Source organism: Brachybacterium sp. SGAir0954, assembly GCF_005490785.1.
Classification (GTDB): Bacteria; Actinomycetota; Actinomycetes; order Actinomycetales; family Dermabacteraceae; genus Brachybacterium; species Brachybacterium rhamnosum.
Genome location: NZ_CP027295.1, coordinates 2,009,222 through 2,022,504, shown reverse-complemented (window position 1 = coordinate 2,022,504; position 13,283 = coordinate 2,009,222). Strand labels below are relative to the sequence as shown.

The 13,283-nt window shown below is 72.1% G+C and carries 12 protein-coding genes and 1 tRNA gene; 9 read left to right on the top strand and 4 right to left on the bottom strand.

Annotated features, from left to right (window positions below):
• Positions 1-183 precede the first annotated feature (183 nt).
• From C1N80_RS09105 to C1N80_RS16000, 3 genes are all read left to right on the top strand, one after another.
• Entirely contained in the window at positions 184-4,014 is a 3,831-nt protein-coding gene (locus C1N80_RS09105; RefSeq protein WP_240811297.1) for a multifunctional oxoglutarate decarboxylase/oxoglutarate dehydrogenase thiamine pyrophosphate-binding subunit/dihydrolipoyllysine-residue succinyltransferase subunit, read from the top strand.
• A 49-nt stretch (positions 4,015-4,063) separates the two neighbouring features.
• A complete protein-coding gene (locus C1N80_RS09100; protein WP_240811073.1) occupies positions 4,064-4,708 on the top strand; it encodes a GDSL-type esterase/lipase family protein in 645 nt (214 codons plus the stop codon).
• 97 nt (positions 4,709-4,805) lie between these two features.
• A complete protein-coding gene (locus tag C1N80_RS16000) occupies positions 4,806-4,880 on the top strand; it encodes a 50S ribosomal protein bL37 (protein WP_370297284.1) in 75 nt (24 codons plus the stop codon).
• Between the two features lie 138 nt (positions 4,881-5,018).
• Here the strand turns inward: C1N80_RS16000 and C1N80_RS09095 are convergent, their stop codons facing one another.
• Entirely contained in the window at positions 5,019-5,333 is a 315-nt protein-coding gene (locus C1N80_RS09095; RefSeq protein ID WP_137770465.1) for a zf-HC2 domain-containing protein, read from the bottom strand.
• Complete coding sequence (locus C1N80_RS09090; protein WP_137770464.1) at positions 5,330-5,995, bottom strand: sigma-70 family RNA polymerase sigma factor; 666 nt, start codon at positions 5,993-5,995, stop codon at positions 5,330-5,332. Before C1N80_RS09090 ends, C1N80_RS09095 begins: the two co-directional genes overlap by 4 nt.
• A 286-nt stretch (positions 5,996-6,281) precedes the next feature.
• Between C1N80_RS09090 and C1N80_RS09085 the strand changes: the two genes are divergently transcribed.
• From C1N80_RS09085 to C1N80_RS09060, 6 genes are all read left to right on the top strand, one after another.
• Positions 6,282-6,860: a hypothetical protein gene (locus tag C1N80_RS09085; RefSeq protein WP_137770463.1), complete on the top strand. Its 579-nt coding sequence runs from the start codon at positions 6,282-6,284 to the stop codon at positions 6,858-6,860.
• Between the two features lie 4 nt (positions 6,861-6,864).
• A complete protein-coding gene (gene aroA / locus C1N80_RS09080) occupies positions 6,865-8,193 on the top strand; it encodes a 3-phosphoshikimate 1-carboxyvinyltransferase (RefSeq protein ID WP_137770462.1) in 1,329 nt (442 codons plus the stop codon).
• Entirely contained in the window at positions 8,190-9,230 is a 1,041-nt protein-coding gene (rsgA, locus tag C1N80_RS09075) for a ribosome small subunit-dependent GTPase A (RefSeq protein WP_137770461.1), read from the top strand. The genes aroA and rsgA overlap by 4 nt, the downstream gene beginning before the upstream one ends.
• A gap of 74 nt (positions 9,231-9,304) precedes the next feature.
• Complete coding sequence (gene hisN, locus C1N80_RS09070; protein WP_137770460.1) at positions 9,305-10,096, top strand: histidinol-phosphatase; 792 nt, start codon at positions 9,305-9,307, stop codon at positions 10,094-10,096.
• A gap of 168 nt (positions 10,097-10,264) precedes the next feature.
• Positions 10,265-11,485, top strand: coding sequence for a pyrophosphate--fructose-6-phosphate 1-phosphotransferase (locus tag C1N80_RS09065; RefSeq protein ID WP_137770459.1), 1,221 nt, complete (start codon positions 10,265-10,267; stop codon positions 11,483-11,485).
• A 24-nt stretch (positions 11,486-11,509) separates the two neighbouring features.
• The gene (locus C1N80_RS09060) at positions 11,510-12,229 is read left to right on the top strand and encodes a C2 family cysteine protease (protein ID WP_137770458.1); all 720 of its coding nucleotides are present in this window, start codon (positions 11,510-11,512) and stop codon (positions 12,227-12,229) included.
• Between the two features lie 63 nt (positions 12,230-12,292).
• On the opposite strand, the gene C1N80_RS09055 is transcribed toward C1N80_RS09060, so the two are convergent.
• Positions 12,293-12,949 (bottom strand): SGNH/GDSL hydrolase family protein, encoded by a 657-nt coding sequence (locus tag C1N80_RS09055; RefSeq protein WP_137770457.1) that lies wholly within the window; start codon positions 12,947-12,949, stop codon positions 12,293-12,295.
• Positions 12,950-13,106: 157 nt separating this feature from the next.
• Positions 13,107-13,180: transfer RNA gene (locus C1N80_RS09050), tRNA-Met, on the bottom strand.
• Positions 13,181-13,283: the final 103 nt, after the last annotated feature.

Genomic DNA, 13,283 nt, shown 5'->3' with positions numbered 1-13,283 from the left:
CGGCCCTGTCTGTGAAGGACCTGCGCACAAGCGACGTCGGTGCTCCCCGCCTCCGTTAGGGTGGTGCCATCCGCATCACCCGACCGTGAGAAGGCTGGCGATCTCAGAGTGTCACAGACGACACAGGGCCCGGACACCTCCCCCGTTCCGGAGACCCCGGACTTCGGACCCAATCAGTGGCTCGTGGACGCGCTCCGCGAGCAGTGGCAGCAGGATCCCGCGAGCGTCGACCCGAGCTGGGCGGAGTACTTCGCCCGCTCCGCCGAGGACTCCCCCGCCGCCCCCGCATCATCCGCATCGACCGACGCCCCCACGTCGGGCAAGGAGGGCGACGATGCCCCCGGGCCCGCGACGGTGAGCGCACCGGACCCGGCAACCGAGCCCGCGGAGCCCGTGACGGAGCAGGAGCCCGCCGCGGCGCCCGCGCCCGCCGCGCAGGTCCCCGCCCCGGAGCCCGCCGGGACCGGCATCCCCCGCACCACCGCCTCCGGGGACCGCACCCCGGACGCCGCCCCCGACTCCCCTCCCGCCGCGAAGGAACCTGCCGCCGTGACCGACCAGCCCGCGAAGGAGACGCGGAGCGCCGCCGTCTCGACCACCTCGGACCGCCCCGCGAAGGTCCCCACCACGACCGCGCAGATCCCCGCGGTGGAGCTGCGCGAGCCCGTGGTCGCCAAGCTGCGCGGCCCCGCGGCCGCCGTCGTGCGGAATATGGACGAGTCGCTCACCGTCCCCACCGCGACCTCGGTCCGCGACGTCCCGGTCAAGCTGCTCTTCGACAACCGCATCGTCATCAACAACCACCTCAAGCGCCACCGCGCCGGCAAGGTGTCCTTCACCCACCTCATCGGCTGGGCGATGGTCGAGGCGGTCTCCGAGATCGGCGACCTCAACAACGGCTTCGACGTCGACGAGAAGGGCAAGCCCGTCATGCTCGTCCGCGAGGACGTGAACTTCGGCCTCGCCATCGACATGCCCCGCCCGGACGGCTCCCGCGGCCTCGTGGTCCCCAACATCAAGGCCGCGCAGCGCTTCGACTTCCGCGGCTTCTGGCGCGCCTACGAGGAGGTCGTGAGGAAGGCCCGCGCGGGCAAGCTCACGATGGACGACTTCACCGGCACCACCGTGTCGCTCACGAACCCCGGCGGCATCGGCACCGTCCACTCGATCCCCCGGCTCATGAAGGGCCAGGGCGTCATCGTCGGCGTCGGCGCCATGGACTACCCGGCGCAGTTCCAGGGCGCGAGCCCCCAGACCCTCGCCGATCTCGCGGTCTCGAAGGTCATGACCATGACCTCGACCTACGACCACCGGATCATCCAGGGCGCGGCCTCGGGCGAGTTCCTCAAGGCCATCGGCGACAAGCTCCTGGGCAAGGACGGCTTCTACGACCGGGTCTTCGCCTCGCTGCGGATCCCCTACAAGCCCGTGCGCTGGGTCGCGGACAACCCCTTCAAGGACTCGAAGTCCGAGCGCCTCGCGCGCGTCATGGACCTCATCCACTCCTTCCGCGTGCGCGGCCACCTCATGGCGGACACCGACCCGCTGCAGTACCGCGTGCGCCACCATCCCGACCTCGACGTCGAGACCTACGGCCTCACGCTGTGGGACCTCGACCGCACCTTCCCCACGCGCGGGCTGGGCGGCAAGGAGGAGATGCCGCTGCGCGACATCCTCGGGGTGCTCCGGGATGCGTACTGCCGCACCATCGGCATCGAGTACATGCACATCACGGACACCGACGAGCGCGCCTGGCTCCAGCGGGAGATGGAGACGCCGCGACGCCCCTTCGCCAAGGAGGAGCTCGCGCACATCATGGACCGCCTCAACGCCGCGGAGGCGTTCGAGACCTTCCTGCAGACCAAGTTCGTGGGCCAGAAGCGCTTCTCGCTCGAGGGCGGCGAGTCGGTCATCCCGATGCTCGACGCGATCCTCGAGGGCTCCGCGCACGAGGGCATCGAGGAGGTGGGCATCGGCATGTCCCACCGCGGTCGCCTGAACGTCCTCTCGAACCTCGCGGGCAAGAGCTACGGGCAGATCTTCCAGGAGTTCGAGGGCAACTTCGGGCAGAACCTGGGCTCCGGCGACGTGAAGTACCACCTGGGCACCGAGGGCACCTTCACCGCGGTCGACGGCTCCACCACCAAGGTGTACCTCGCGGCGAACCCCTCGCACCTCGAGGCCGTGAACCCTGTGCTCGAGGGCATCGTCCGCGCCAAGCAGGACCGCCTCGAGAAGCCCACCGAGTTCCCCGTGCTGCCGATCCTGGTGCACGGCGACGCGGCCTTCGCCGGCCAGGGCGTCGTGACGGAGACCCTCAACCTCTCCGAGCTGCGCGGCTACCGCACGGGCGGCACGATCCACGTGGTCATCAACAACCAGATCGGGTTCACGACGCTCCCGGACTCCTCGCGCTCGTCCTACTACTCCACGGACGTCGCGAAGTCGACGCAGCTGCCGATCTTCCATGTGAACGGCGACGATCCCGAGGCGTGCGTGCGCGTCGCGGAGATCGCCTTCCGGTACCGCCAGAAGTTCCACCGCGACGTCGTCATCGACATGGTCTGCTACCGCCGCCGCGGGCACAACGAGGGCGACGACCCCTCGATGACGCAGCCGCAGATGTACAGCCTGATCGGGGACAAGCCCACGACCCGCAAGGTCTACATGGACTCCCTCATCGAGCGCGGCGAGCTCACCGAGGAGGAGACCGGGAAGCTCGTGAAGAACTTCCAGGACCACCTCGACGAGGCCTTCGCCTCGACCCGCAAGGACTCGGGCTCGGGTGCGGGCGAGACCGAGCGCTCCGTGCAGGGGCTCGAGAAGCCCGTCGCCCAGCGCGGCGGCGAGTCCTCGGGCGACGAGGACACGGCCGTCGACGCCGAGGTCATCACCCGGATCGGGCAGGCGCACTCCGAGGTGCCCGAGGGCTTCACCGTGCACCCCAAGCTCGCTTCGCTGCTGAAGAAGCGCACGCAGATGTCCGCCGAGGGCGGGATCGACTGGGCCTACGGCGAGCTGCTCGCCTTCGGCTCGCTGCTCCTCGAGGGGCGCCGTGTGCGTCTCGCCGGGCAGGACTCCCGACGCGGCACCTTCGTGCAGCGCCACAGCGTGCTCATGGACCACACGGACGGCGAGTCCTGGACCCCGCTGCACCACCTCGGCGAGGGCCAGGGCCGCTTCAACGTCTACGACTCCTCGCTCTCGGAGTTCGCCGCGCTCGGCTTTGAGTACGGCTACTCCGTCGAGGACACGGACGCCCTGGTGCTGTGGGAGGCGCAGTTCGGCGACTTCGCCAACGGCGCGCAGACGATCATCGACGAGTTCATCTCGGCCTCGGAGCAGAAGTGGGGCCAGAACTCGGGTGTGGTCATGCTCCTCCCCCACGGCTACGAGGGCCAGGGGCCGGACCACTCCTCCGCCCGCATCGAGCGCTTCCTCCAGCTGTGCGCGGAGGACAACATGCGCGTCGCGATGCCGTCCACCCCGGCCAGCTACTTCCACCTGCTGCGCCGCCAGGCGAAGCTCGAGCCGCGCCGGCCGCTCATCGTCTTCACCCCGAAGTCGATGCTGCGCAACAAGGCCGCGGTGAGCGCCGTCGAGGACTTCACGAGCGGCGGCTTCCGCCCGGTCCTGCCCGACACGACCGTGGACCCGCAGCAGGTGCGCCGCGTGATCCTCACCTCCGGCAAGGTCTACTGGGACCTCGTGGCACGCCGCGAGAAGGACGGTGTCACCGACACCGCGATCGTCCGTCTCGAGCAGCTCTACCCGCTGCCCACCGCGGAGCTCGTCGAGGTGCTCGGGGCCTACCCGGATGCTGAGCTCACCTGGGTCCAGGACGAGCCGAGCAACCAGGGCTCCTGGTCCTACATGGCGATGAACTTCCCCGTCGAGGTGGGCCGCACGCTCCGCGTGGTCGCCCGCCCCGCCTCCGCCTCGCCCGCGACCGGCTCCAACAGCGCCCACAAGGCGGAGCAGGAGGACCTGGTGCAGCGCGCGCTGCACTCCTGAGCGCCGGTAGAGTGTCCCGTCCTGTCCCCTGACCCTCCAGGAGGTCCCGGTGCCCGCACCGTCCACCAGCCCCGTCACGCCCACCACTCCCCGGGTGCGGGTCATCGCGCTCGGCGACGAGCTGCTCGCCGGGGTCGGTGACGCGCGTGCCCTGGGCTGGCTCGGTCGTGCGGTCGCGAGCGCGCAGGACCCCTCCGCCCGGATCGACGTGTTCACCTCGGCGCTGCCCGGCGAGACCTCCGCGGAGCTCGCGGAGCGCTGGGACGACGCGGTGCGGCGCCGGATGGATCCCGAGGCGCAGGCCGACGGCTCGATCGAGCACCGCGTGGTCATCGCCCCGGGCCGGGCCGACGTCGAGCACGGGGTCTCCATGGCCCGCGCACGGCTGAACCTCGCGAAGATCCTCGACGGGCTCGAGCGCCTGCGGGTCCCCGCCTTCGTGGTGGGACCGCCGCCGAGCCGCGACCGGGGTCGCAGCGCGGCCGTGCGCGAGCTCTCCGACGCGTACGCGGACGTCTGCTCGCGGCGACGGGTCCCGTTCGTGGACATGGTGGCCGGTCTCGAGGGCCACGAGCAGTGGGAGGGCGACCTCGCGCGCACCGACGGCGACCACCCCGGGCAGACGGGCTACGGCCTCATGGCCTGGCTCGTGCTGCACAGCGGCTTCGAGGACTGGGTCTCGGGCCGCGCCTGAGGGCAGTGACTCGCGCCTCAGGTGCGGGCACCTGACGGGGACCGGCGCGACCTGTGGCAGAATTGCGGGGTTGCCCGGGCGAAGGAAGGAGAGCGTGATGAGCAAGCGTGGACGCAAGCGCAAGAGCCGCCGCAAGAGCGGCGCCAATCACGGCAAGCGCCCCAACGCCTGATCCGTGAGGCGTCGGCCCGCCGGCCGACGCACGACGAGGGCCTCCATCCTGACGGATGGAGGCCCTCGTCGTCGTCCGGTCCCGGGAGCGGGCACCCCGGCCCGCAGGGCCCCGGGGACCGCCCCGGGACCCGAGCGGTCAGGAGCTCCAGCTGGTGCGCGTCACCCGCACGGTCGTGCCGTCGGCATCGGTGGAGGTGACGGTGACGGTGCGGCACTGCAGCGCGATCCGGTCGCGCAGCTCCGAGGGGGCCGGGGTGTCGCAGCAGCTGCGTCGCACGAGCTCCTTCAGACGCCTCAGCCGCTCGACCTCGTCCGCGCACTCCGGGCAGTCCGCCGTGTGCGCGGACATCCTCTCCGCGAGCTCCTGGGGCACCTCGCCGTCGAGGGCCTCCTCGAGCCCGTAGCGCAGGTCGCGACGGGGATCCACCTCCGGCGTGTTCCGCGTGCTCATCGTTCCTCCTCCCCGGCCTCGTGGTCGGTCGTGTGCTGATCGGTGGTGCCCGCCTCGGCGCGGCGCAGGTAGCCGAGCGAGCGGGCATGGTCGGAGAGCAGGTCGCGCAGCTGGCGACGTCCCCGGTGGAGCCGCGACATGACCGTCCCGATGGGGGTGTCCATGATCTCGGCGATCTCCTTGTAGGCGAAGCCCTCGACGTCCGCGAGGTACACCGCCATGCGGTAGTCCTCGCGCAGCTCGGCGAGGGCGTCCTTCACCGCGGAGTCCGGGAGGCTCTCGAGGGCCTCGGTCTCCGCGGAGCGCAGCCCGCGGCTGGTGTGGGACTCGACCTCGGCGAGCTGCCAGTCCTCGACGGAGTCGCTCCAGGACTCCTTGGGACGGCGCTGCTTCTGCCGGTAGGTCGAGATGTAGGTGTTGGTCATGATCCTGTAGAGCCATGCGCGCATGTTCGTGCCGGGGGTGAAGCGGTCCGCCGCGCGGAAGGCCTTCATGAAGGTCTCCTGGACGAGGTCCTCCGCGTCCTGCGGGTTGCGGGTCATGCGCAGGGCACCGCCGTAGAGCGCGTCGAGGTGCGAGAGCGCCTCGGTCTCGAAGTCGAAGGCGTTCTCCGGGGCCGGGTCCGGGGTCACGGCGAGGGGTGCGGGGTCGCTCGAGCTCATCGTGTCCCAACTTACGCCAGCATCACCGGGGCACGCGCCCCGGCCGCCGCCCGCGAGGGCTGTCGCCGTCATCCGCTCTCCGTCCGTCCCGTCCGATCGGTCCCTGGGCGGCGCGTCGTGCGCACCACCCCCCGGTGCAACGCCCCGGACGGCCCGGGTGTTCCCCGCGCGGTAGGCTGGCGCCGGTGACAGGGATCTCCCCGTCCGCCCCCGGCCGGTCCGGGAACCGGGCGCGACCCCGTCGCACCGCCGCAGCCGTCGACATCGTGAGGACACCGAGGACACCATGGCACTGGTCCGTCGCATCGCCCGCCCCCTGCTCGCCGCCCCCTTCATCCTCGAGGGCGTGCGCACCGCGCTGCACCCCGAGCGGGAGACGGAGGTGTACCCGAAGGCCTTCGAGTCCGCGGACGCCAAGCTCGCGCAGTCCTCGGCCCCGGGCTTCGTCGACGTGCGCACCGTGGTCCGCGCGACCGGCGTCGTCGCCGCGGGCGCCGGCCTGCTCTACGCCACCAACCGGGCGCCGCGCGCCGCGGCCGTGGCCCTGCTCGCCACGACCTCCGTCGGCTGGGTCGGCCGCAAGAAGGTCTGGGAGCTCCGCGGTGAGGAGCGCCTCCGCGAGGTGCAGTCGATCCTCGTCGACGCCGGTCTCCTCGGCGGGCTGCTGCTCGCGACCGTCGACCACGACGGCCGTCCCTCCCTGGGCTACCGCATGGACCGTCTGGTCGAGCGCTCGCAGAAGGCCGCCGCCGCGAAGCAGCGCGAGCTCGGGAAGAACGCCGCCAAGGCGGAGAAGAAGGTCGGGAAGTCCGTGAGGGACGCGAAGGGCACGGCCGAGAAGAAGCTCGCCGCGGTCCAGGGCTGAGCGCGTGACCACCGACGTCCTGTGGACCGCCCCGGTCGCACAGGGGCCGGTCGACGCCCTCGTGAGGGTGCCGGGCTCGAAGTCGCTCACGGCCCGCTGGATGCTGCTCGCCGCGATCGCGGACGAGCCCTCGCGGCTCACGGGCGCGCTCGTCTCCCGGGACACCCGCCTCATGCGCGATGCGCTCGAGCGGCTCGGCGCCCTGTTCTCCGTCGAGGACGGCGCGCTCTCGGTGGTGCCGATCCCGCCGCCGGGCGAGCACCCGGCGGAGCCGATCGAGATCCACTGCGGCCTCGCGGGCACGGTCATGCGCTTCGTGCCGATGCTCGCGGCGCTCCACCACGGCGACGTCCGCTTCACCGGTGACGAGGGCGCCCTCGTGCGGCCCATGGGCGCGGTACTCCAGGCCCTGCGTGCGCAGGGCATCGAGGTCACCGAGCACGGCGAGCCCGATCGCCTGCCCTTCACGGTCCACGGCCGCGGGAGCCTGCGCGGCGGCCGCATCGAGGTCGACGCCTCCGCCTCGAGCCAGTTCGTCTCCAACGTGCTCCTCACCGGCGCGCGCGGCGAGGAGGACCTCGAGCTCGTCCACGTGGGGGCGACGCTCCCCTCGCTCCCCCACATCGACATGACGCTCGAGACCCTCGCGCAGGCCGGTGTCACCGCCTCGCACGACGTCGATCCGGACGGCCGCCACCGCTGGCGCGTGGCCCGCGGCTCCCTCCACCTGGACGAGATCACCGTCGAGCCGGACCTCTCCAACGCCGGTCCGTTCATCGCGGCCGCGCTCGTCACCCAGGGCACGATCGCCGTCTCCGACTGGCCGGAGACGACGACGCAGCCCGGGGACGGATACCGCGAGTTGCTCACCCGCATGGGGGCGGAGGTCTGGCGCGAGGAGGACGAGATGCTCTTCCGCGGCGACGGCAGCCTCCACGGGATCGATGCGGACCTCTCCGCCGTCGGCGAGCTCACCCCCACCATCGCGGCGCTCTGCGCGCTCGCGGACTCCCCCAGCCGGCTCACGGGCGTCGCGCACCTGCGCGGCCACGAGACCGACCGTCTCCAGGCCCTCGCCGCGGAGCTCACCAAGCTCGGCGCGCGCACCACGGAGCTCGAGGACGGCCTCGAGATCGTCCCCGGTCCCCTGCGCGGGACGGTCTTCGAGACCTACGCGGACCACCGCATGGCGACGGCCGCGGCGATCATCGGGCTGCAGGTGCCCGACGTCCGCGTCGTGGACGTGGCCTGCACCTCCAAGACGCTCCCGGACTTCGTGGGGATGTGGCTGTCGATGCTGCACACGGAGGCCCCGGAGGGCGGCACCCCGTGAGGAGGGGTGCGCGGGACCTCGACGAGTCGGACGTCCGCGTCCGTCCCAACCGTCGCGGGTCCCGTCCGCGCACGAAGGACCGCCCCGCCCACGCGGATGCCGTGCAGGCGCGCGTGATCGCCGTGGACCGCGGCCGGTGGCGCACGGTGGTCGACGCCGGTGGCGAGGGACAGCGGATCGTCACGGCGATGCGCGCCCGGGAGCTGGGCCGCTCCCCCGTGGTCCCCGGGGACCTCGTGGGTCTCGTCGGCGACACCTCCGGCCGCGACGGCTCGCTCGCGCGGATCGTCCGCATCGAGGAGCGCAGCTCTTTCCTGCGCCGCAGCGCGGACGACGACGACTCGACCGAGCGGCCGCTCGTCGCGAACGTCGACCTCATGGTGATGGTCACCGCGCTCGCGGACCCGGAGCCCCGCGGCGGCATGATCGACCGCTGCCTGGTCGCGGCGTTCGTCGCCGGGATCCCCGCCCTGCTCGTGCTCACGAAGGCGGATCTGCGCGCCCCCGAGGAGTTCCTGCGCACCTACGCGCCGCTCGGGCTGGACCACGTCGTCACCCATCAGGAGGCCGACGGGACGATCGTGGGGCTGGACGCGCTGCGGGAGCGGCTCGAGGGGAAGGTGAGCGTCCTCGTGGGCCACTCCGGCGTCGGGAAGTCCACGCTGCTGAACGCCCTCGTGCCGGGCGTGGGGCGGGCCACCGGAGCCGTCAACGATGTCACCGGCCGCGGCCGCCACACCTCCTCCTCCGCGCTGGCCGAGCAGCTCCCCGGCGGCGGCTGGGTCATCGACACCCCCGGGGTGCGCTCCTTCGGCCTGGGGCATGTCGCGCCCGAGCAGCTGCTGGACGCCTTCGCCGATCTCGCGGAGCTCGCCGAGCAGTGCCCCCGCGGGTGCACGCATCTCGAGGACGCCCCGGACTGTGCGCTCGACGCGCTCGTGGAGGCCGGGGAGGCCGGCACCGCCGGGCCCGCCCGCCTCGCCTCGTACCGGCGCCTCGCGGTCACGCTGCGCAAGAACGATCCTTGGGACGTCTGAGCGCGGCGACGTGCAAGGCCGGGTCCTCGCGTCGCTGCGGGCCCGGTGGGTCGCGACCGCCTAGGGTGTGACGCATGTCCAGCCGATTCGCCGATGACCTGCGCCTCGCCCACGTGCTCGCCGATGCCGTGGACCAGCTGACGATGTCCCGCTTCAAGGCGCAGGACCTCGAGGTCTCCACCAAGCCGGACCTCACCGAGGTCACCGACGCCGATCGCTCCGCGGAGGAGATGGTGCGCGCGCAGCTCTCCCGCTCCCGCTCCCGGGACCAGGTGATCGGCGAGGAGTTCGGCTCGAGCGGCTCCTCGCCGCGGCAGTGGGTCATCGACCCGATCGACGGCACGAGCAACTTCGTGCGCGGGGTCCCCGTGTGGGGCACCCTGATCGGCCTCGTCGAGGACGGCGAGCCGGTGGTGGGTCTCGTCTCCGCGCCGGCGCTGTCGCGGCGCTGGTGGGGCGGAGAGGGAGCCGGCGCCTGGACGGGGCCGCGGCTGAGCTCGGCGAGCCGGCTCCAGGTCTCCTCGGTGGACAGCATCGAGGAGGCGTCGCTGTCCTACTCCTCCCTGCACGGCTGGGCGGACATCGACCGCCTCCCCCAGATGCTGAACCTCATGCAGCGCTTCTGGCGCACCCGCGCCTACGGCGACTTCTGGTCCTACATGCTGCTCGCCGAGGGCGCCGTCGACGTCGCCACCGAGCCCGAGCTGAAGCTCCACGACATGGCCGCCCTCGTCCCGATCATCACGCAGGCCGGCGGCCGCTTCACCTCGCTCGACGGCGAGCCCGGCCCGTTCGGCGGCAACGCCGTGGCGACCAACGGCCTGCTCCACGAGGAGGTCCTCGAGGCGCTCGCGGCACGCGGCTGAGCCCGTCGCCGCCGAAGGAACTGAGCGACGCGCGACGGCCGTGCACCGACGCCGCTCGGACGGACGGGATCCGTGGAGCGGCCCCCGCTACGATGTGAGCGACCTGCGCGCCGGGACCCGGGAGGGTCCGCCGCGCGCCTGCCATCGGACCCTCGGAGGACCTGCCTCATGACCGTCAAGCGCGTCGCACTGCTCACCGCCGGGGGCTACGCCCCGTGCCTCTCCTCCGCCGTCGGCGGTCTCATCGAGCGCTACACCGAGCTGGTGCCGGACGTCGAGATCATCGCCTACAAGCACGGCTACTGGGGCCTGCTCTCCGACGAGAAGATCGTCATCGACGAGACGGTGCGCGCCAGCGCCCACGTGCTGCACGACTTCGGCGGCTCGCCGATCGGCAACTCCCGCGTGAAGCTCACCAACACCGCCGACCTCGTCAAGCGCGGCCTCATCGCCGAGGGCGAGGACGCCCTCGAGGTCGCCGCGAAGAAGCTGCAGGCGGACGGTGTGGACGTGCTGCACACGATCGGCGGCGACGACACGAACACCACCGCCGCGGATCTCGCGAAGTACCTCGCGGACAACGACTACCCGCTGCAGGTCGTCGGGCTGCCCAAGACGATCGACAACGACATCGTCCCCGTCAAGCAGTCCCTCGGCGCGCGCACCGCCGCGGAGCAGTCCAGCCTCTTCGCGCAGAACGTGCTCGCCGAGCACGGCTCGAACCCGCGGATGCTCATCATCCACGAGGTCATGGGCCGCGCCTGCGGCTACCTCACCGCGGAGGCCGCCCGCTACTACCAGCAGTGGCACTCGCGCCAGCAGTGGCTCCCCCAGATCGGCCTCTCCGCCGAGAAGTGGGATGTCCACGCCGTGTTCCTGCCGGAGCTGAAGCTCGACATCGACGCCGAGGCCGCGCGCCTGCGCACCGTCATGGACGAGGTCGGCAACGTCAACATCTTCCTCTCGGAGGGCGCCGGCATCCCCGAGATCGTCGCCGAGATGCAGGCCCGCGGCGAGGAGCCCGAGAAGGACCCCTTCGGCCACGTCAAGCTCGACACGATCAACCCCGGCCAGTGGTTCGCGAAGCAGTTCGCGGAGAAGCTCGGCGCGGAGAAGGTCATGGTCCAGAAGTCCGGCTACTTCTCGCGCTCCGCGAAGGCGAACGCCGACGACCTGCGCCTGATCAAGTCGATGACCGATCTCGCCGTGCAGGTCGCCCTCGAGGGCGGCTCCGGCCTGGTGGGCCACGACGAGGAGCAGGGCGACGTGCTGCGCGCGATCGAGTTCTCCCGCGTCGCCGGCCACAAGGCCTTCGACGTCTCCCAGCCGTGGTTCCACGAGGTCATGGAGCGCACCGGCCAGGGCGTCGTCCCCGCCGAGAAGCACTGAGCCCGGCCACCCCGAGCCGCTGAGATGGCGCCGCGGATCCTCACCTGGCGCCGCGGCCTGCGCGCGCTCCTCCGTCCCGGAGGGGCGCGCGCCGTCGTCTCCCGGGTGGACGACTCGCCCCTATGGGCGCCCGGCCGGCCCCGGCAGGGCATGCTCGGCGACTGCTGGGTGATGGCCTCGATGCTCGCGGTCCACGAGACCGCGCCGGAGCGCCTGCGCGCCCTGCTCGCCGAGCAGGCCGACGGCGCCGTGCTCGTCACCCTCCCCGGGGCGGCGCCCATACGCGTGGAGCGCTCACTGCCGGTCGACGAGCACGGCCGCTTCCTCTACGGACGGATCGACGGGCGCGGCCCCGGCTGGGCGGGCGTGCTCGAGAAGGCGATCGCCGAGCACGTCGCCGGCGGGTACGGCTTCCTGCAGCGGGGGTTCGCCCGCTACGGGCTCCAGATCCTCACCGGCGGCCGCGGGCGGATGCTGCTGCGCTCCCCCGACGCCGGGACGATCCGCCGCTGGCGCGCGGAGCACCGCGCGATCACCGCGTCGACGCATCCGCTGAGCCCGCGCGTCAGGACCGAGCACGGGCCGCTGCCACCCGACCACGTGTTCGCCGTGGTCGACGCCGATCCGCGCACCGGGCACGTGCAGCTGCGCAACCCCGTGCGCCCCGCCGCGCTGCTGCGGGTCGACGCCCGCAGCTTCCGCCGCGGCTTCCTCGCCGTGGACGTCACCGCTCCCCTGCGCTGAGCGCGCCTCCCCGCGGCCGACGGGGCCGCGCCGCACCAGGGGCCCGGCACGGGCGCTCCGGGCTCAGGAGCGGCGGGCGACCGTGTGGTCGAGCGTGCCGAAGACGTCCAGCCAGGCGTCCGCCACGAGTCGGTGTCCGGCGATCGTGGGGTGCACACCGTCCTGGGCGATGCTCGCGGGCGTGTGCCCGACGGCCCAGGCGTCCTCGAGCACGGCCTCGAGGTCGACGATCGCGGAACCGAACTCCTTGCCGAGCGCGCGAATGATCGCGATCTTGCGATCCAGCTCCCCGTGATACCCGGCCTTCTCCTCGTCGACGTCCGCCACGAAGGGCAGCACGAGCAGCACCGGCAGGCCCGGGCGGGACGCGGAGAGCTGGTCGAGCAGGAAGCGGTAGTCCGCCTCGAAGTCCTCGTCGGTGACGTGCTCACCGCGGGTGAAGCCGTGCCACACGTCGTTGACGCCCACGTAGATCGTCACGACGTCCGGGCGCAGGTCCAGGCAGTCCGCGTCGAAGCGCTCACGCAGGTCCAGGACCTTGTTCCCGCTGATGCCGCGGTTGATCACGGTCGCGGTGGGCTCGTGGGCGGCGAAGTGCTCGGCGAGCAGGCGCACGTACCCGAAGCCGAGGCCCTCGGGATCCTCGGTACGGCTGCAGTCGGTGATCGAGTCGCCGATGAACACGAAGGTGCGGGGCGCGGGCGCGGACGTCATGGTCATGCGCACATCCTGCCAGAGCAGGGGCATCCTCCCCCGCGCGGCGCGAGCTCCGTTCAGGACCGGGCCGAAAGCGCGAGACCGCGGCAGCAAGACGACGTGAAAGACAAAGGGAAAGGGCCCGTGTCCAGCATTTCTGCTGGACACGGGCCCTTCTTCGTAGCGGGGGCAGGATTTGAACCTACGACCTCCGGGTTATGAGCCCGGCGAGCTACCGAACTGCTCCACCCCGCGGCGACATGAGTAACTCTACGACGACCGAACCCGCAGGTCCAATCCATAGGGGTCGAACGTGGGCCAAGCCACGTTCACGCGCTGTTCGCGCGCGTTCCCGTGC